Consider the following 20110-nt stretch of genomic DNA (forward strand, 5'->3'; position numbering starts at 1 on the left):
TGAGTTGTTTCAATCTTAACAGACCTACTTGCTCCATACCTGCGAGTTTCATCTACTGTGATTTTTCTATCTGTACTGTCTTTGTCAGCGTTCCATCTATCTAGAGAGGGAGTCGATGTGGAAATATTCCCAAAGCTATCTAATGTATATTTTACAAACTGAGTATTCATTAGAAGATTATCGGCTCCAAGCTCTCCAATGTACTCCTCCATTTGCTTCTCAGATACTTTTGTACCTAGTTCACCTTTGATGTTTGTAATCTCAGTAGTAATCCCCACAGTATCGGGAACAAGCGGCTCCCAAACAGAACCATCCCAAAGCTTTAATATCTTAGCAATGGGATCACTAGTATCTAACCATAAAGTTTTCCCTGCTTCTAAGTCTTCTGTAGGAGCAGTAGGACTCTCAATAATAGCCGTTTGCATTTTATCCATGTTATCCTGTACCTGCGTAGCAAGGTCCTTTGCAGTTTGTGATTCCTTTTGAGCCTCATCTGCTTTCTTTCCTGCTTCAGTAATAGCATCAGTCTGATTATTTACTTTCTCCTGTAATTGATTAAACATCTCTGCAGGGACTTTATCTTGAAGAGAAGCTAATATGCGTTGATAAGCTCTGTAGGCAGCGTCATCATTATTTTGAATCTCTCTATAGTTACCAAAATAATATTTGTCCTGTCTTGGATCTTTAAAAGACTCATCTGCAGCAATAGCTCTAGCCTCTAAGTAGATAGGAGGACTAATAGACTTGTCTTTGATGAATACTGTGTCACCTTCATTGATCGCCTCATGCAGCAGACCTGCAATTTTAGATAATCGGATAGCATCTACTTCATAGACTACGTTTGTCTTAACACGTTTCTTAAGAGCTGCCTTTGTCAATGTGAGCAGGCGCTCTGGAGTCATATTTTGATTGTCAGTCTCTGGAGTATAGAATCCAAAGCGATGCTTCCCGTTTATGTTCCAACGTTGGAAGGCTTCCTCATCTACTACGTACGGAATCCCATTGTTAGCATCTGCTACAGTGATTACTTTTGTCTCTCCGTCTGATCCCTGGACATTTACATATCCTATAAGTGTAGTAATGATTCCCTCAGAGTTCTCTTTACGGACAATCCCCTGCAGGTCTTTCCCTATAGTGATTTCCTTTGCAGTTAATCTGCCTCGTTTTTCTACCAGGTCTACATATCTCTTAACAATGAATGCTCCCTGGACAATAACTCTGTACTGAAGTTCATAACCATCAAAGGCAGAAGCTATCATGTTATTAAACTGTAAAGGTGAAATAAACTCTGTAATAGTCATGCTACGAGTTCCTGTAACCTCAACATTCCCTACAGACCAATCTGAGCCGTTTAAGGACATAGCTAAATATTGCTGAGCAGTCATTGAAGGGATCTTTTGAGGAGGAAAATATGTTTCTCCTGCAAGTAAAGTCCATTCACCACTAGCAAATATTGTAACCGTCTTAGCTGCAGTGTCTTTTTCTGTCTCGGTGATAACATAAGGAGTCATTACACCCGGACGTGTTTCTTTTATGATGATATTTTGCTGCTGCAAGAGAGCCTCATAAGGAGAGCTCTCAAGTATTTTGAAGTCTAACATATCTACGGAGTTTTTAATTTCCCAGTGTCTTTTGTCCTCTACATATTCATGAGCGCGTATAACTCCTATTACTAGTTTTGTTTTAAAGTCGACTATGTGTAAATCTCCGCTTTGCTTTCTCATTATCTGTATCTCTCCCTATATGTTATCTTTGCGGTACCTATAGCCTTAGGACGTACAATAACCTCATTTGTTCCTCTCTTTATGACAGGAAAGTCACTGAATAGGTCTTTAATGCTTATAGCGTTCTTCCCATTTATCGTTACAAGAGCCCTTTCAGTATCAATCAATATAGAGTCCCCTGGATCTACAATGTAAGGAGTAGCATCTACAGGTACACTAAACTTCTTGTACACTTTTAAGTCTTCTATAAAGATTGCGTCTAGTGGGCTGTAATCTCCGTATCTAAATATCCCTACGGCTACTTTTGTTACCGTTGAAGCAGTAGCGGGATTAGAATTATTTACATCTCTCCAGGTTTCTATAATAGTCTCATAGTCCTGGTAGGTCCCTTTCTTGTATAAAGCGGAATAAGCCGTCCATACGTTCCCCTCTCGTGTTAGCATGACATGTCCTCTGAAGTCTGTGAATGAGCTAGGCGTCCTTCCAGTATCATCTATAAGTGTTTTCTCTTCAGGTCCATCATTTATGACTGTATAAGCTTTTGTGATTGAAGAAGTGTCGTATTCGTCCTTCATTCCTAATTGAGCAACAATATTGTCATTAGCATCTAATAAGAAGAGCATGATAGTTCCCATTCTGTTATAGCTTAAAGAGTCAAAAGAAAGTCTCATATCAACTTTGAAGTCTGTAGCTCCTCCAGGTGGAAGGGATTGCTTAAGTATTGGACCGTACCATGTATTTTCCTTAACAGGTCCATAGGTACTAGGACGGAAACCATGTCCACTTCCTGCTATTTCCATAGTTCCAGAACCTTCAAAGAGTGAGCCTAAAGATCCTGTATGAGCAGACCACTTAGAAAGGTCATCCATCTTGTCCCATATCACACGAGACTCTTGAGCAACTAGCTTTGTCTTTGGTCCAGTCGGATAACCTAGACGGAAATATTCATTGCCATTCCAGACATCAATAAACGGACTTTTGTCCATTACATTTATCTCTACAATAGGGTTTGACTCTACAGTCCCTTTGTTAGCAATATCCACTTTTAAGTCAGTCCCTGTAGTATCAAGAGCAAAGTCTTTAACCTGTGTAGCTCCAAGCTTATAAGGCATAGGACATACAAAACGCAAAGTACCTTTACCTCTGAAAATTAATTCCTCTAGGTCCGTCTCTCCGTCAAGCATAGCCATATAGGTTCTGTCTGCCTCATCATCAAAAATGAGCTCCTTTGGTTCATCTTGTATGAGCCAGTCTGCTAAGTCTTCTTTCTTCTTCTGCAAGTCCGCTTGATCTTTAGCCTTAAGTGTCACAGGGATCTCAATAACTCTCACTTTCGTGTTAGTCTGCAGGTAGTATCCGCCTGGTCTTCCTGGAGCTGTCAAGATATCACGCTCAATAGGAGCCCATGCTACACGGTTAAAACCCATCATGATATATAAGTAATCTCGCTTAGTTCCGTTAAATTTAAAACTAGCCATGTTATCAATTCCCTTTGCTTTATTTAAAAAGAGCCCTCCATAGAGGAAGGCTCACAAGTTGTTCAATCTAGAAAGCAGGGACCACTTGAGGAGCAAACTGAGCTTGTCTACTTGTTCTACGCTTGTTAGCATTGTCGACGTCCTCAGATATAACCTCACCAACAACTTTCTTGTCCATAACAAGATAAGTAGGCGCCTTCTCTTCATTAGCTTGTCCTTGCTTTTCTTGACGTGCATTCTTGTCTTCTTTGGACTGTCCAGTCACTCTTTCATAAGCAGTAGGAGCCATAGAAACGGAACCTTTAATAACGTCATCCATCTTAGGGAGCTTGAAGTCTGGAGTTACTCCTAGGTCCATTCCTTGGAAGTTATCATTCCCTACAACGTTACCTAGTTCAATGTCATTAGAAAGAGTTTCAAAGCCGCTCAGGACTGCATCAGCCATTTTTGTAGCTGCTTTTACTGCATCGCTTGTCATATCTGTAATTCCCACGGCTAAACCTTCAGTTACGAAGCCACCGACGGCTTTCATTACTCTTGAAGGAGAATGTATATCAAAGAATCCTGTTACTGCATCTTTGACCTTCCCGGCCATTTTCTTTGCAGCGTTGATAGCATCTGAAGCCATTCCGCTAATCCCGTCAGCTAATCCTCGTACTATGTCTTTACCTGCACTTAGTAGCATAGATCCTGCATCAGAGAAGCAGTTCTTAATAGCACCTACGATTTTATCTTTAACAGTTATTGCTACTTGACTACTCAACGAAATTATCCCTTTGATGAGCTCCCATACGATTTTTACACCAGCGGCTAATATCTGAGGAAGATTAGTTATGATAGTTTTAATGATTTCCCATATTATCTTCAGAGCGGCACCTGCTAATTGAGGTAATATCTTAATGATTCCTTTAATAAGTTCTAATAGGATTTTTACACCTGCAGATAAAATCTGAGGAAGGTTCTCTATTAAGATTTTTACTAATTGAGTCACAATATTGATAGCGGCTTCAATGATTTTAGGTAGCATTTTAATAATCCCGTCTACGATCGCCATTAAGATTTGTACACCAGCGTCAAGGATCTTAGGGAGGTTAGTCATAATCATTTCAACTATCTTGCTAACAAGCATAATTGCAGTATCAACTAAGTTAGGGAGAATTTTAACAATACCATTGATGAGTGCCATTAAGATTTTAATTCCTGCATCTATAATCTTAGGAAGTAATGTAATAAGAGCATTTAATAAAGTATCCATTATCTTTAATGCAGCATCTATAAGCTTAGGAAGGTTATTCACGATTCCGTCAAGTATTGCCATTAAGATTTTAATACCTGCGTCTAAGATAATAGGAAGCAATGTCCCTATAGTATTCACAAGTGTATTAATCATTGTTACAGCTACATTAATCAAAGTAGTTACTACAGTAGGGAGAACTTGAACAAGCCCCTCAATAACCTTTGTAAGTATCGCAACTCCTTGCTCGATGAACTTAGGGAGATACAATACTATCAAATTAACCATAGTATCTATTACTGTAGTAATTGTAGTTAGTAACATTGGAAACATTGAGTTTATCCCTTGCACTATCGTAGGCAAAAAACGAGCTGCAGTGATTAAAAGTCCTGGGAGACCTCCCACAAGCATAGCTATTAGAGATGGGATAATATTCATAAAGATTTGTCCTAGTTGTGAAGTATCTCCACCTAGAGCGAACCTTATTGCTTCCACCATAGAGGTAACAGTAGTACGGATAGCCATTACTGCATTTCCCATAAGCAGAGCCGCATTCTGGAAGCCTACAGGCAAGTGAGTTATCCAGTCATTCATAACGTCTCCTACTGCAATGACACTCCATATATACTTACCTAAGTTTGCTATAGTTTGTCCAAAGCTATTAAGAGCCACCATAGCAGGAGCTAGGGCAGTCGCTATCCCTTGTATAGGAGCAGGTAAGTTAGATATTACATCTGCAAAGCTATCTCCTGTTATGAGTACATAGCTAAGATACTTCCCTAGAGCAAATACAGCTTGTCCAAAGTTATTGATAGCTATCATCGCAGGAGCTAATGCAGTTGCTATTCCCTGGATAGGAGCAGGCAAATTAGATATTACATCTTTGAAGCTGTCACCTGTAAGAAGTACATAGCCAAGATATTTCCCTAGCTCCATAGCTAATGCTCCAAACTGTTTCAAGCCTGCAAGTGTAGCTACTAAGGCTTTTCCTCCAAGGTCCATCAAAGAGGCGGTCCATTGCTTAATGACTGCAATTACTCCTAAAACTCCATTTCTAAATGTTTCACTAGTTTTCCACAAGTGAGTAAACCCTACTACTAATCCGGCTATTGCTGCAGCTAATATCCATGCAGGAGCAGACATCATAGAGAACCCTGTAATGATTGGCATAATAACAGGTTTAATAGCAAACAAGATAGCTCTTAACCCTTTAAAGTATCCTATCCCTAGAGCTAAAGGTGTTAGGATTACCATCAAAGCAGGAACAAGCATCATCATCCCTTGTATAAACTTAGCTAATACAGGATGAGCCTCATTAAATTGGATCACCATCTCAGCTAGTTTAGCAATAAAGTTATATATAGGAGTCATAACAGAAGCGAACGCTTGGACCATCGGCTCAAATGCTTTAGCTAACTTTTCTAACATGTTATTGAAAGCTTCAGCGTACTTTGTATTCTCTTCCATAGCTCTCCCGTGAAGAGCTCCATAGAACTTAGTTGCAGCAGCAGCGGCCACACCGAAGATTATAGGCATAGCCATCATTTGAGTCCCCAAATCTCGAATGAAGTCGTTGTATTGCTTTACGGATGCATTTGCTCCAAGGAACTCTAGAGCTAACTGCTGAGGACTGCCAGAGCGTGCCAATCTATCTAGAGAGTCTACTGCTGTCAGTGCTAACCTACTAGTGTTATACAGGGGGTTATTCATTGTAGTAAGGTTATTCTGAAAGCGTGAAGCTGTAGAGCTTGCATTGTTGAGGGTCCCTATAGTCTGATAGATACTCATTAGGGCCATCCTATTAGAGTTTATAGCTTGATCGTTTGCCGCCTTCTGAGCTTTACCTAACTCATTGATTCTAGCTATCATATCATCTACAGAGCCTGTATAAGATCCTGCTGACTGCATCAATTGGAAGTATCCGTATTGCGCCTCTATTTGAGCCTCACGAGCTCCAGACATACCAGCCTTCATTTGATGCTGATAAGCTTTCATTTCATTCATCATTGCCATATGAGCGTCAGATACTTGAGTATATCCTCTTGTAATATCGCTATTCATACGAGCAAAGTCTGACCCAAATGACTGAGTAATCTCTCTAGAGTTGTTTCCCATATTGGACCCGATACGATTAATCTCATTGTTGATTTCTGTAACTTCTGTACGTGTAATACTGCTGAGTCTGTCTATCTCTGCCTGGTACTCACTATTGAGCTGGGACACAATAGACTGTATGTTTGCTCCAATACGGATAAGCTCCTCATTTACTTGTGTAACCTCTCCCCGTACATCGCTATCAAGAGGGTTAAACCCATCATCAAATAACCTACGAGCGACTTGTCCTATTGTGGTCATGTCTGCCCCGATTTCTCTGAGTTGAGCATTCACATCTGCTACGTTAGAGCCTACATTGCTACCTATATTACTTAGTTGGTCATTTATATCATTTACATTTGAGCTTATATTCCCTCCGAGATTGTTTATCTCTGAATTAAAAGCATCTCGAATTGTACGAGCTACAGAGCTCATATTCGAACCCATACGTCCAAGCTCTCTATTTATTCTCTCTACGTCGCTACGTATATTAGAATTGTCTATTCGGGCATCTATCTTTACACTTCCGTCGGCCATATATATTCACGCTCCTTTTGTCTAATTTAAAGAATCTCCAGGAGCCCTGCTATGAGGTCTTAATCATCTGTTGTAGGTTTAACAACCTTATTTTCTTGAGCTAGTTGCTTGCGTGCTTCTTTGTAACGTCTCATACGTTCCTCGTAAGCTTTCAACTCTCTAGCCTCCCTCATTTCTTTAGCTTGCGGCAGCTCATAAAAGGCTTTTTTCTTCTTGATATCCTTCACCTGGTCCGCATTTTCTTTAGTCTTCTTAGGGACTTCACAAGTGCGGTACTTAATAGCGGTCTTCATAGTAGTCTCTTCTGATAAGTTGTTAAACAATGCTAAAAACTGATTCCAGAGGAGCTTTCCCTGCTGCTCAATGAGATCTAGCTTGTAATCATACAAAAAGGACGAGTATATCCGTTCAGCATCTATAGTAAAATCAACTATAGGAACCTCTTGGAATGTCTCGTCCTCTTCTGCTCCGTCTGTGGAGTTATCCTTATTGGTCATCTCATTGACTCGTTCTTTCTTATCAAGGTCTATATTGAGCTTTGCTTTAAAGATATCAATGAGAAGTTTATTAAGTTGTTCCCCGTTGAGCTGAGCTAGTAAGGAACGTTCTACTACAAGCATATTGAGGGCTATTAGAGGTTTACTCTTATCAGGCACCGTTTTATCATCGAATAGCTTTAGCATAACGAGGATATTATCATAGGAGAGGTTTAGCTCAATAGCCACGCCTCCCCAGGTTATTACATCTACGTTACGCTCTGTGAGTGAGAATCTCGGTCCCATAAGTGATCACCTACTTCTTAACGTTTGTTAAGTATGCATCTAAGTTACTTCCAGCTTTAGCACGTAGTTCTGACTCCACTAATGATGTTAAGTAGTCGATTAAGCTAACTAAATTCATAAGAGAGCGTCCTGCTTTCTCATACAACTCCTCGAATGTATCTTCTCCTAAGAATAGTTCGATAGCTTCACTCATAAGCTCACGTTGCTGTAAGTTCATAGCGCGTAGAACCTCTGGAGAAGCTTCACGGAAATCAATTGCTTCATTTTGTAGATCCTTAGCTTTCTTCTCATAAGATAAAAATCCCTCTTGATACTTTAACATTGACTCATCATCAAAGCTCACCTTGTAAAGCTTCCCTGCTACGTCAATCTCTCTATAAGTTTTCTCGAAGTTAAATTGAAACTTGTTTTCTACTATTTTTGAAACACCTTCATATACTTCTTCTGGCTTAGCTAATTGATTTGTCATTATGGTTATCTCCTTGTTTTTTGTATTTGCCTCCGTCGAGACAATTTTTAATTTATTCGAATAAGTTAAAAACATATTTTTCACTATTTTTATCACTCTAAAAAAGCTATCACTGAGGAGGGAACCGAAGATCCCTCTCAATGTAATTGATAGCATGAACGGAAAGGGAAATTCAGAAGATTAAACCTTCTCTGTTAACTCTGGAGCTCCGTCAAAGGCAATATTGAACTCAACTTCACCTTTAGAGTTTGCGTCTCCACCTGGAGCTTTAATCTCTGAGATAGTCGCAGGACCTTCCCATTTATCTCCACTAGGCTCAGTCACACGGAATTCAGTCTTACGAGCGTCACCAATTTGGTTGATTTTCTTAAAGATGAAATCTTGAGCTTCATCACCATAAGATCGATGACCTTCAAAGCCATAAGACATCATAAAACCTACTACAGAACGCTCAGAAGCTCCGCCTCCATCGTAATAGTAATCTTCTTCTACTTCCTCGTTATTGTCTGGATCTACGGAAGTAATCCCTTTAGCGATAACAGACCATTTGGGAGTAGCCTTCGTTCCTGTATTGATCTCAAATTTATAAAGATGGTTCAATAGATATGCCATTTTTTAACCTCCTATTTCTAATTCCGCAGAAAAAAGTGCGGTGTATATATACTCGTTTACTGCTGTCTTCTCAACGAAATTAGGCTCCACATACACATTTAATCGCCTTAGTGTATAGGAGCCATCAATAGCGTAAAAAACACGCCTGTGAACGTTATTTAGTTCTCTTGTAATTGCTTCTGTTGTATTATTAACCTCTAATTGGTTATTACTTTTAGCAAGCACTTGAAACTGCTTGTTTATAATCTCGCCTTCGAAATATTGTTCTCCTGGTGCAGATGGTGTCATTCTAATAGCAATACTTTTTCGCGGTGTATCATTTACTCCTATATCCAATAAATCGGCTTTTATAGGAGCAAATAGGATACCCGGCTGCAAAGTAGTGGTTAAATGTTTCTTGACCGATTCAATTAGCCATATCATGTTTGTCCTCCTATAAGTTTCGCTTAATATCGTTTTCTACAATTCTTACCCAATCCGTTACATTCCTAGCTTTTGCCTCTTCAAAGAAAAGCGCTCGCGCATTAGGATTGATATCTTTCGAAAAATTAAAGTTAACTCCGTAATAAATTTTCCGCGCGTAAGGTGTATTCCACTCTATATGACCTTCTCCCGGTCTACTAAATCGAATAGAAGAGCGTTCTAATTCACCTGTATCTTTTGGAATGTAGAAATTACTGTCTTTAAGCACCTGCTGATCTAGTGCAAATTGCGCTTTCTGAGTAGCTTCCATTACTTTCCCCTCGATATTAGGTGTATCAATTCGGATATTCAAACGAATCATACTAGCAGTACCTCCACATGATGAAGATTGCTTCTATCATAAAAGTCACTGACTTTGCTAACGGTCATTTCTTTGCCGTTAAATATGACTTTTGATTTCTCTTTGAAAGTAACAGGTGTCGAATGTACTGCATCATGAAACAATAGTGTTTGCATTACAATACTGTCACCATTACCATTCAGTACAACTGCTTTTTTAGGTTCAATTCGAACCCTTTCAATTGTTACAGCAGGTGCGTAGTTATCACTTCCGCCCCATGTATCGTCTTCACCCTTATACTCCAAATACTCGACTGTATGGATTAACAATGACAAACGAATCGGTTTAGCCATGCACACACACGCCCGTATAAAGTAAGCCTGTAGGTTTAAGGTAATCAACCACAGTAATCGCATAGCGATCATAGTAAGATGGCGCTTCAGCTGCTCCTGCACTCATTCCATTCTCAGAATAAGCGCCAACAGAGAAGCCGCCGCCACCTTCACTTACAGTTGCGGAAGTCTCTCCATTGATTGCTAAGAATTCAACTTGGGCAGCAGTTGCTTTCTGAACCTGCTTCTTAATAAAAGGAGCCAACTTATCAAAGTCAACTCCTTCTAACTTGTAATTAATGATATGGTCAATTTGATCACTAGCACGTGCAATAAGACGTCCTAATAGCCATCCATCTGCTACAGGAGTACCCTTATACTCGTTGTTATAGTAGTCAGCATCTATATATGCCATGTGATCACCTACTTATCTGCTGGGTCACTCTTCTTCAGCTTAGAGTTTTCAGCTTTTAGTTTGCTATTTTCGGATTTTAGCTTTTCGTTTTCGACCATTAATGCATCCTTTTCAGTTAAGACGCCATTGTATTCAGCCAATGAAACATTGCGTCCACCTGTAGCACGAGTGATAATTGTGCCCTCTTCATCGATTTGGTCATAACCATCTAACAGGTAACTATCTAAGCGTCCCTCATCAATATTCAGTGTTTTATTTAGTCGTTTTACTTTTACAACATTACTCATTTACATTCTCCTTTCAAAATAAGAAAAGAGAGAACATTATGTTCTCTCTTAAGCTCCTGCGCCCACAATATTGAATTTGATACCTTCTACTTTTTTCTGAATTGCGAACACATCCCAGTATTTACGTTCGTAGTACAAGAATTTACCACCTGTTGTTGCACTTGGTTCATCCAAGCTAACGAAATCATATTCTTGTGGTGTAATTAGTGATAATGGATGAACTAAGATCATGTTAATTTGTTTGGCCGCAGCATCTGGTACCGCTCCGTTTGTAAAGTTATAAGCAGTCTTCATGCGTGTTGAAGGAACTGGTTTAATTTTTACGTCATCAAGAGAATAGACGTTACGGTTTGCCGTCCCGTTATTAGAGTTAAGAACTAACATACGTTGAATTTCTTTTGCTTGTTTCAATAACTTGTTAACTTGAGGGGTTACGTATAAAATACGGCCATCTTGTGGAACCTCTGCATCATCCATTTCCATCATGAAATCATCAAACATACTTAATACATTATCTACTGTTAATGCAGTTGTGTTTGCTGTTTTACCATTAGTAGTGAATTCAGAGTATAGTTTTGATGCCATGTATTTATCCATTTCAGGAATCTTCTGCTCATCATTGAATACACGCGTAATATTCGCGATAGATAAAGCCATATTTGTTTCATTGATATCTTTCGGATCTACTAGAGTTCTAAATTCACGGTCATGAGCAAGCGTTTTTGTTTCCCAATCATTATCTGCTCGGCGCGTAAAGTTGCCTACAACATCACGATCAACATCTGTATATCCCCCAACAGTGATACGTGGGATTTGGATTGTTTTCGCATTAATCCATTTAATATTTTGGTTATTTGGTGTGTTATATAAGTCGAAGAAGTATAGTCCTTGTGAAAACTTTTGTTGTAATGCCTGTTGGTAATTCTGTGCGTAATTTGGTTTTGCCATTAATAAATCACTCCTATTTTATATTGATTAAAACTTAAATGCAGATTCCCATTGTTCTGTTTCTGTCAGTGTTTTCTTTTGATGTTGGCCAGTTGTAAATGTAGGTTTTGGAGTCCCTTGTGGTTCTTCCACTACACCTTTAAAGTGCGGGAACTCTTCTACTACCATTTCAATAGCTTTTGTGATATCAACATCATCACTAACTTTTGTTTTTGCTAGTGTAATGACAGCATTTAAGTTCTTCTCTTCTGTAATACCTGACTTAATTGCAGCGTTTTCTGCTTGCAAATTAAAAAGAGACTCATCTTTTTCTTTCAATTGAGTCTCAAAGGTTGTTAACTTTTCATTTGTTTTTTCTTGCTCTGTTTTCTGCGATTCTTGATGAGCATTCCAATCAGTAACCGTTTGTTTTAACTGATCTAAATTCTCTACACCTAACTTCTTCAAGAACGCTGCTTCCTGCTTTTGTTTAGCTTCATCCATCTGCTCTTGTGTAAAAGCAACTGGCGGTTGTGCAGGTGGTTCTTGATTCACTGGCGGTGTGGTTTCTGGATTCGTTACACTTGGATCACCTCCTTCCGGTGCAGCTGGTGGGTTGTCCCCTCCTTCTGAAAAGAACTGCATCCCTTTTACTCGTAATCTAAACGGTTTTAACATATTAAAGCGCTCCTTTCTTTGTAAGTTCACATTGCAAACGATATCCTTCCAATTCCCAAACCTTATTTACAATGCGCTCTTTACAGCATTCAATACCGATTTTCACATCATAATTAGCAGGATCTACACATGCACTCGATTCAGTTAGAATAAATCCGTTTGGTAATTTAGCAACTACTACTGTGCATTTGTCATGAAACTCTTCTATCGTCCAATGAGTTCTCTCTAAAATACTATTAATATCTTCTTGAGTAATCTTATTTTTCATTATTCAACAACCTCCCAATCTTCTGCTAATGCATCAGAAGTGCTAGGCGCCCATGTAGCGACGTCGTTTTGTGCCGTTTTCAGTGCAAGGTACTCACGATATGGGACATACTCTCCCTCAAAAACTTCTTTCATAATATCTGTAGCTGGTGGATATGATGCTGCTGGCACATAATAAACGAACATACCTTTACCATTCCAACCTTTACGTGCAATTTTATTTCCTTCCTTAACTGCTTCAATCGCTTGTCCGAAATTCATATTCAATTCTCCTCCTATACAATACTTTCTCGGTTATATTGACGCTTGCGTTTCGTTTCTTTTATAAACTCTCGCATTACTTGCTGACGTTGCGAAACCTTATTCTTCGCTTCTTTCACGCCTTCTGCATCACCTAACGCTTCCATAACCTTCACTTCCTTCTTGGCTTTCCTAATCTGTCGTTCTAGATGTCTTTGTTGTTGACTTTCTTTGTATACCCTGTCGTTCTCAGTATCGTCATACGGCTCATAACGTTTTGTTGATAACCCTTCTATGAAAGGATAGGTAAGGTGCCGACAATTGATCCCTAGGATTCCTCTTGGTTCCCCATACGATGTACTTGAGAACGGCGGATATTTAGTGCTTTTTCCACTCCTGGAGTAAATACGACCCTGATAAGGGCTGCAACCGGGACGCGCACCATTATGCGAACTAGTTTCAATCAAATCGACATCGTATTCTTCAGCTCGCTCACTCTGCATTTCATTCGCTACATTATTACTTGTAGACCTAGCGACCATGTTTACATAAGCCTCTGTCGACCATCGTTTTCCAGCCTTATCAATAAGAGCAGGGATTCCACGTTGCGCCCATTCAGAAACAGTCTGCCTTAATGCTTGTTGCGCCGTTATGACACCACCAAGAACTTTACCTACTGTTTTATTTAAAATGTCTAGATAAACCTGTTGAGACTGTTTGAGCATGGTAGTATTTACAAGATTAAATATTTCTAATGCCTGTTTTTCATAAGTATTAAGGATGCCTATTAGCGCGGCACTCGTATACATTGCTGGCGCAGAAGCTATGATTCCTGCTTGTACCGCTTTCTGATATAACGATTCATGTTGTTCCACTGCTGTAAATCCAGCAGATTCTAGCATCTTTCGTACTTCCTCTGCCGTTTTGCCGCTATAACGTGCAATTGTATTCATCTGCTGCTGATTTAACTTACCAAGCTTATTCAACTGAACTATCCGCCAATGCTGATACTCTGTGAAATCCTCAGCAGTTAACAGCAGTTCCATGTCATATTTGAGCAATCTGGCCATGTTTAAAAGCAACTCTTCTTCAATTGCAATGTAGATATCTACTATAAACATAGAGAGTTGCTGTAACTTATCCGGAGGTAGTGCCATTACCCTCATCTCCTGGACTAGTATTCTGTTGTTTATTGTTCATACCGAAGAAATCTACTCCTTCAGGCATAACCATCTTATTCTCGTTTTGAATTTCTTCTACGATTTTCTTAGCTTCCTCTTCAGAAACACCATGTATCTTCATGATCGCTAACTTCTTAGTTGTTAATCCATTCATAACAAGTGTTACTTGCTTATTAATTTCTGCGGTTTGGTCCTCTGCAATAGAATCATCAAATGTAACAGTAACTTCATAGTCATCTATACTTTCAAATTCATCATATAAAGCAGCGATTTCAATAATAATATCGACTAAGTCACGAATACCATCCTCTATAACGGTCTCGTGAGACTGTTTTGTTCTGAATGTCTTAGAGTTTTCACTTACAACCTCTGTTGCAGTTTTAACACCTTGTCCATCAAAGCTAAATGCTCCGGAAGAGAAGCCAACCTGCATCGATACATAGTTTAATAGTGCATTAATAGCAGCTGTATGTTCCTCTACACGCAACTCTACAGATATATCTTTTATACTCTGATCACCATCGTCGAACTTCATCGCTTCGTATACTTCGTCAGTCGAATCAAAATATCTATGTGACATACCTGTTTGTGGATCTATAACAGTTTTTATCGCTGATGTAGGAACAATGATACGTTTCTTACCTAAAACGAATTCACGTTGGAAGCTATCAAACGCAATATCAAGTGATTTCAGTGTATCTAGTGAGTTAGCGTATAGCGAAATTCCGAGTGGTGAACTTAAGTCTAAGTTATTCGCTGTATTCGGTTTAAAGTAAACAAACATCGGTTTAGATAAGTCCTTAATACGTACTTCTTCTTCCAATTTAGGATATAGAGTCGTTAAGGACACTTTTACACCTAAATCGCCTTGATTCTTACTCTCATATAACTCGTTTTTAATTACATGCTCTTCACCTTCGACTAAGTGCCATTCAAGTAATGTAAACTTCTTGTCACCCTTAGAGATTTCATTTACAAACACGCCTTCAGTAATATGTTTGTTGTCCCATGCGATAGGAATGAAGCAGTCTGCTGTGACATATGAAAGTTTGATTCCTTCATCCCAGTAAACCTTAATCACCATTCCACCTAAAGCGAATGTGTACTCTAGATACCTTTGAAACTCTTTAATGAAGTTATTTTCATCCAGGACATTCTTAATATCATCTGAGAGTGTTTTATCTGATATGTTAATTGAGCACTTCTCATTAAAGATAAGAGCAGCCATTTCTTGCGATATGACTTTCGCCATGTTTAGCGATGCCATCTTCCTGCTCTTCTGCCCCTCAATCGTATGGTACTTAACGTTATGCCAATCGTCATAATGACCGCTGTATATCGCCTTCCACATATCAATTTGTTTGTAAGATTCCTCATTAACAGGTATATCTTTTTTATCGGATATCTTCTTAATCCCTTTGATTAGTCCCAATTTATATAGCCACCCCCTTACTTTTGCAACGATGTTCCCAAACAAGCTCTCACCGCCTTATTTTACGTATTGTTTATAGAAGTAATTATTACTATAGCGCGTCTCATCTAACGCATGGTTATAGGCATCTATCGGTTCGCCATTATCTAAACGGACATACATCCCGATTTCTTTTAAGAAGTTATAATGGTCGTATTCATCACACTCAACAAGTAAAAATTGCTCGTTAGTAATGGCATTTTGAAGTCTCTCGATACCAACTTCTTTCCCTTTACTTGAACCCTTTATATCACGAGCGTTGTTGTCTGCCCCGCTTGTCTGAATACCAATTAGGTGTAATTCTTCCCTTAAAGATTTACATGCTGGATCGACAAATACTTCAGTGTATTGCATTTCAAACTTCTCAATACACCATTCAATGAACTTCTTAATTTCTTTTGCATAAGTGGACATTGCTTTAACTTGCCCTGTGTCTTTACCACTGTGATAGTAATTAGCTACACGCAGCAGTCTGAACTTATCTTCATACCTAACAACGATATTACAACTGCATGATGTAGCATCAGATTGTCCACCATCAGCAGTGAAGTACATTTCGTATCTCTGACCACGAACAGCAGGAATGATGTTATCTTTCATGCTAAACATGGAGTAAATAACACCTTGTGGCATAACACGTTTACCATACCAATCTCGTTCCAATAAATAAGGATTCTTTGAAAGGATATCGTATATTTCTTTCTTACGTTCTTCAGTAATAATCGGATTATCCTGTATCGTCCAGTGAGTCCAACGTGTATTTTGGACATCAAATACCTCTGAAATAACTGGATGATGAGGAGCAGGAGGGTTCAAGTCAGCTAAATGGTAACGATCTTGAGCAGCGAATGTACGTCTGAAACACTCTTGAATCATTCCCATATTAAGAAGGTTAATCTCACAAAATACAACACTACCAAGCGACATACCCGTTACGGCACCAACGCTGTTACTTTTTCCTGCTCCCTTGTAATACACCTTCTTAATATCCTTTGGAGTGTGTATCGCAAGATGCGAGCCATGTTCATCATGCTTAATCTCAGCTAAATCACCGAATATATGCTGTAATCCAGTGCCATCGCCATCTATAAATAATCGATATGCTTGCTCCTGGTTATATGCCGTAATTAAATGGTTGGTATCCCTTGTCCACGTCAAATAATCAGCATAGCGGAAATGCCCTGCTGTTGTCTTACCCGATCTAGGTGTTCCTTCTAATACATCGAAGGTGTAATTATATGGCCTATAGATAACTTCCAACTGCTTAGGGGAAAACTTAATCGCTGTTTTGCTCATATTGTTTACGCCCCTCTATTAATGCATCAAGTAGTGAAGTATCTTTCTTTTGACCTTTGAGTTTCGCTGCGCGTTCTTGTGCGAAGTCAGTATCTGCTTGTGTTTTCTCGATATTAGTCTTCATTTGAACTAACTTCAATCTTCGCTCATCATCTACATTAGCTAACTTATCAAAGCGTTCTATCATAGAAGATAATGTAGTCATGGCCCTTGCGTATGCAGTTAGTAAATTAGCTTGCTTATCCCATGCGAATTGAACAGTGTAAGATTCACCAGATTCCGATTCACTAATAACCTCTCGTGATATATCATCTTTATCACGAACATGCATAATGCGCTGTGAATTGAGGATATTGAAGTATTGCAGCTGAATGGAGTTAAACAACATATCTAATTCTGTATGATTTTGTATTTCATCAAGTAATTCCATTGCGTGTTGATCATCGTTAGGAATTATCTTTCTGAACAATCCATGCGTTACAGCATTAGCGTTTTGTTTGGGAGCACCAAATCCAACAGCGTTTGAGTTTCCTTTCGGAGCTCCACCTTTATTACCAACGGCATTCTGATTTCCTTTCAATGCATCAGATAACTTTTGTGAAGTACTACGTTTCTTTTGTGCAGTACTACATTCATTTTCTATTGTAGTACTACAATCAGAACCGTTTAATTTTGCTACCCATTTATCTCTAGATTTCCATGAGGAAATTGTTTTTTCTTGTTCCTGGAGAATCTCAGCAATCTTTCGATTTGTAATTTCTCCATTATGTTCTTTATAAATTTCAAATGCTTTATCTCTGTTCGGGCTTCTTACTTTAGCCACGACCACCACCTCACGATAGACTCTATTAGTTTTTTGTTTAAGCTTTTATAAATTCATCAATTGTCTTGTCTAACACACTAATAAGCGCCTCTCTCGTTTGCTTTGGCGTCATATCATCACTTATTTCATTATGCATAGCTATAGCCTTTTCTAATTTCTGTGGATCAATGTGTTGTTTTACTAAATCCATACCAATAACATTATTTATTAACTGACCGATAATAACTGTTTGTTCTTGTTTACTTAGTTTCATTTCTCTAACTCCTCCTTATGGTAATTCCTTTATAAAATAAAAACTTACTTTCTATATCCAAATACATTCTTCTTATAATCGACAACTTCATTACCCTCTTCATCCGTAATCTTCTCAACAAAGAATTCGCCTGTATCAGATGTAGCAAAACCTTGAGCTTCTTTATACGTATCAAATTTCTCTTCGTATTTATGGCCATATCTCCATGTATGAGCAGTGAACATTTTGTTACCCCCTTTATAAAATAAAAAAGCAGCGGATTCGCTACTTACAATTCATTATTTTAGTTGTTCATCCGAATGTAAACTTTTACCCATTAGTTTACATTCAAAACATTGATTTTATTGAATTTATAGCATTTTAGCTGTTTTAACAAAAAACAGTAACAAAAGTATACATTCAAATCATTGGTTTTGAAAGGATTGTGAAACCACCCTGCATTTTGTTGACTATCTCTATTTTTAGTTCGTTGAGTTGTTTGTTTTGTTAGGATTACTTACCCAACAGATAATCCACCCATTCAACTTCTTTCTTCAATTCTTCATCGGACATTTTATCTAATCCTTTAAGACTGTAATCTTCTCCATACTCTTTTCCGCCTTCAATGATGAAATGAATCATTTCTTCTTTGCTCATCCCTTCACCCCTTATCATCCCTTATCGATTTCAACTACTCCATTTCCTTCAATACCGACTCATCTCACCAATCCGATATCCGAAGTAAATCACCAGTAAAGTAACAAACGTGCCTAAAATATATCCAATGAGGCCTCCAAGCAAAAACATCACTTCCTATTCGACTAACTCATATGTCTTTTCGAATATCTCTGCTTTACATGGGTATTTCTCGCCATTAACACCAGTAATGATGTAATCACCAATATTAGCTCTCATAGTTCCTTCGGCTGTTTCTACTTCAGCAAAAGCTTTATCTGGTTCAGTTCCATTGTAATAACGTACTTCCGCTTCAACAGTCCCATTTGCTGTTTCGTATTCAAATGGATAACTCGCAAAAGTTCCTTTTTCTTCTTCTCCTTGGATTTGGCATAACTCCTCGTTATCTCTATATAAAGTAGATAACTCAAACTCTGTTAAATGAAACGCTTCAACAACAACTGGTTTCTTTTTATACTTAGGCAATATAAATCATCCTTTCTTTTTATGTTTCTATTTTTGTTCATTAATGTGTAATTTCTATATAACAAAGAAAAAAGCACCCGTTATGGATGCTACTTAATGCCTTGTTCTATAATATCTCGCAAAACTTTAGATTGTTTAAGGTTACCTTTTTCACATAACTCTTCAATCATTGACCATGTTTCAGGAGTTAATGTTAATGATACTTTTCTAGTTTCACCAAATCCTTTACGCCCAGCACCCACTCGTTTACCACCACGTTTACTTTGATTTTGGTTACTATTTTCATTATTAGATTGAATTAAGTTACTTTTTTCGTTATCTTCTATATTAGCTTGATTAAGGTTACTTTCTATTACATCAATAGTAGATGCTTTTTCTGATTGAATTAAGTTACCTCTTTCATATTCGTCTTTCAATTCTCCAAGTTTACTTATTAATATTTGAAAGTTTCGAATGTCATATAAATAATTGTCTTTTTTCATAATCTTATGAGTATAATCATCAGGATCAATAAGACTTCGATTTTGTGCATACCCGGAGTCAATAATTAAAGAACCGAATAACCCTGGTACTTTATTATCTTCACTCCATTGAATTAAATCTTTTATTGTAATTAATTGTTCAATTAGTAAGTCCTTTAATTCTCCCTTTTTCATCTTAGCAATATCCCTCATATTACTATCCCCTTTACGATTAAAGTTACCTTATTCATATTTTAACATCTTAAAAGATATTTATCAATGATTAAAGTACCTTTATTCAAAACAAAAAGCCATCACCGAAAGGTGACAGCTCTAGAGGGGAAAGAGAGATAACAAATGGCAAAAAGTATCTCTTCAAGAACAAGATTACTCTCATTCTTTTCTCGATCACCGCAATCATCATATAAGCTACACGCTTTGTGTCAGTGACCGAGAAAAGAGCGAAAGCTCTTTATATCCTTTAATTTATATCGTGGTTACAATAACCACAGTAACGAATATGGGTTTCGCTACTTGCGTGAACAAACATATGGAGGTGACAGAGGGGGAACTGCCTCATGTTTGCTCAAACAAAGAGCGGAAGCTCTCTGCCTAGTGAAGATTCGCAGTAATCACTAGAAAGTGT

At 38.3% G+C, this 20110-nt stretch carries 24 protein-coding genes; all 24 read right to left on the reverse strand.

Annotation, left to right across the window (positions count from 1 at the left end):
• The coding region (locus C564_RS0128100; RefSeq protein ID WP_018767702.1) for a phage tail spike protein at nt 1-1724 on the reverse strand (1724 nt) is incomplete at its 3' end.
• On the reverse strand, nt 1724-3202 hold the full coding sequence (locus C564_RS0128105) for a distal tail protein Dit (protein WP_018767703.1): 1479 nt from the start codon (nt 3200-3202) through the stop codon (nt 1724-1726). The genes C564_RS0128100 and C564_RS0128105, both read right to left, overlap by 1 nt.
• A gap of 67 nt (nt 3203-3269) precedes the next feature.
• Nucleotides 3270-7067 (reverse strand): carbamoyl-phosphate synthase, encoded by a 3798-nt coding sequence (locus tag C564_RS0128110; RefSeq protein WP_018767704.1) that lies wholly within the window; start codon nt 7065-7067, stop codon nt 3270-3272.
• 59 nt (nt 7068-7126) lie between these two features.
• A complete protein-coding gene (locus C564_RS0128115) occupies nt 7127-7849 on the reverse strand; it encodes a Gp15 family bacteriophage protein (protein ID WP_018767705.1) in 723 nt (240 codons plus the stop codon).
• A 10-nt stretch (nt 7850-7859) separates the two neighbouring features.
• Entirely contained in the window at nt 7860-8318 is a 459-nt protein-coding gene (locus C564_RS0128120) for a hypothetical protein (protein ID WP_018767706.1), read from the reverse strand.
• A 180-nt stretch (nt 8319-8498) separates the two neighbouring features.
• The gene (locus C564_RS0128125; RefSeq protein ID WP_018767707.1) at nt 8499-8930 is read right to left on the reverse strand and encodes a phage tail tube protein; all 432 of its coding nucleotides are present in this window, start codon (nt 8928-8930) and stop codon (nt 8499-8501) included.
• Between the two features lie 3 nt (nt 8931-8933).
• The gene (locus C564_RS0128130) at nt 8934-9353 is read right to left on the reverse strand and encodes a phage tail terminator protein (protein ID WP_018767708.1); all 420 of its coding nucleotides are present in this window, start codon (nt 9351-9353) and stop codon (nt 8934-8936) included.
• 10 nt (nt 9354-9363) lie between these two features.
• On the reverse strand, nt 9364-9714 hold the full coding sequence (locus tag C564_RS0128135) for a minor capsid protein (protein ID WP_018767709.1): 351 nt from the start codon (nt 9712-9714) through the stop codon (nt 9364-9366).
• Nucleotides 9711-10046, reverse strand: a complete 336-nt coding sequence (locus tag C564_RS0128140; protein WP_018767710.1) for a putative minor capsid protein — start codon at nt 10044-10046, stop codon at nt 9711-9713. The genes C564_RS0128135 and C564_RS0128140 overlap by 4 nt, the downstream gene beginning before the upstream one ends.
• Nucleotides 10039-10440, reverse strand: coding sequence for a hypothetical protein (locus C564_RS0128145; RefSeq protein WP_018767711.1), 402 nt, complete (start codon nt 10438-10440; stop codon nt 10039-10041). Before C564_RS0128145 ends, C564_RS0128140 begins: the two co-directional genes overlap by 8 nt.
• 8 nt (nt 10441-10448) lie before the next feature.
• Nucleotides 10449-10727 carry a hypothetical protein gene (locus C564_RS0128150; protein ID WP_018767712.1) on the reverse strand — a complete coding sequence of 93 codons (279 nt, stop codon included), beginning with the start codon at nt 10725-10727 and terminating at the stop codon, nt 10449-10451.
• A gap of 48 nt (nt 10728-10775) precedes the next feature.
• Entirely contained in the window at nt 10776-11675 is a 900-nt protein-coding gene (locus tag C564_RS0128155) for a hypothetical protein (RefSeq protein ID WP_018767713.1), read from the reverse strand.
• Between the two features lie 27 nt (nt 11676-11702).
• Complete coding sequence (locus C564_RS0128160; protein ID WP_018767714.1) at nt 11703-12332, reverse strand: hypothetical protein; 630 nt, start codon at nt 12330-12332, stop codon at nt 11703-11705.
• A 1-nt stretch (nt 12333) separates the two neighbouring features.
• A complete protein-coding gene (locus C564_RS0128165; protein WP_018767715.1) occupies nt 12334-12600 on the reverse strand; it encodes a Gp49 family protein in 267 nt (88 codons plus the stop codon).
• Nucleotides 12600-12860, reverse strand: coding sequence for a DUF2829 domain-containing protein (locus tag C564_RS0128170; protein ID WP_003204058.1), 261 nt, complete (start codon nt 12858-12860; stop codon nt 12600-12602). Before C564_RS0128170 ends, C564_RS0128165 begins: the two co-directional genes overlap by 1 nt.
• A 14-nt stretch (nt 12861-12874) precedes the next feature.
• On the reverse strand, nt 12875-13996 hold the full coding sequence (locus tag C564_RS0128175; protein ID WP_018767716.1) for a phage minor capsid protein: 1122 nt from the start codon (nt 13994-13996) through the stop codon (nt 12875-12877).
• On the reverse strand, nt 13977-15497 hold the full coding sequence (locus tag C564_RS0128180) for a phage portal protein (RefSeq protein ID WP_018767717.1): 1521 nt from the start codon (nt 15495-15497) through the stop codon (nt 13977-13979). The genes C564_RS0128175 and C564_RS0128180 overlap by 20 nt, the downstream gene beginning before the upstream one ends.
• A 12-nt stretch (nt 15498-15509) precedes the next feature.
• Nucleotides 15510-16787: a PBSX family phage terminase large subunit gene (locus C564_RS0128185; protein ID WP_018767718.1), complete on the reverse strand. Its 1278-nt coding sequence runs from the start codon at nt 16785-16787 to the stop codon at nt 15510-15512.
• Nucleotides 16768-17610 carry a phage terminase small subunit gene (terS, locus tag C564_RS0128190; RefSeq protein ID WP_018767719.1) on the reverse strand — a complete coding sequence of 281 codons (843 nt, stop codon included), beginning with the start codon at nt 17608-17610 and terminating at the stop codon, nt 16768-16770. Before terS ends, C564_RS0128185 begins: the two co-directional genes overlap by 20 nt.
• 37 nt (nt 17611-17647) lie before the next feature.
• A complete protein-coding gene (locus C564_RS0128195) occupies nt 17648-17863 on the reverse strand; it encodes a hypothetical protein (RefSeq protein ID WP_018767720.1) in 216 nt (71 codons plus the stop codon).
• A 44-nt stretch (nt 17864-17907) separates the two neighbouring features.
• Nucleotides 17908-18087, reverse strand: a complete 180-nt coding sequence (locus tag C564_RS0128200) for a hypothetical protein (protein ID WP_018767721.1) — start codon at nt 18085-18087, stop codon at nt 17908-17910.
• Nucleotides 18088-18355: 268 nt separating this feature from the next.
• Nucleotides 18356-18499, reverse strand: a complete 144-nt coding sequence (locus tag C564_RS37075) for a hypothetical protein (RefSeq protein ID WP_018767722.1) — start codon at nt 18497-18499, stop codon at nt 18356-18358.
• A 156-nt stretch (nt 18500-18655) separates the two neighbouring features.
• Nucleotides 18656-19003, reverse strand: a complete 348-nt coding sequence (locus tag C564_RS0128210) for a hypothetical protein (protein WP_018767723.1) — start codon at nt 19001-19003, stop codon at nt 18656-18658.
• An 89-nt stretch (nt 19004-19092) separates the two neighbouring features.
• On the reverse strand, nt 19093-19677 hold the full coding sequence (locus C564_RS0128215) for a hypothetical protein (protein ID WP_018767724.1): 585 nt from the start codon (nt 19675-19677) through the stop codon (nt 19093-19095).
• Nucleotides 19678-20110 lie beyond the last annotated feature (433 nt).

The organism is Bacillus sp. 105MF (genome assembly GCF_000374885.1).
In the GTDB taxonomy this organism is placed as follows: domain Bacteria; phylum Bacillota; class Bacilli; order Bacillales; family Bacillaceae_G; genus Bacillus_A; species Bacillus_A pseudomycoides.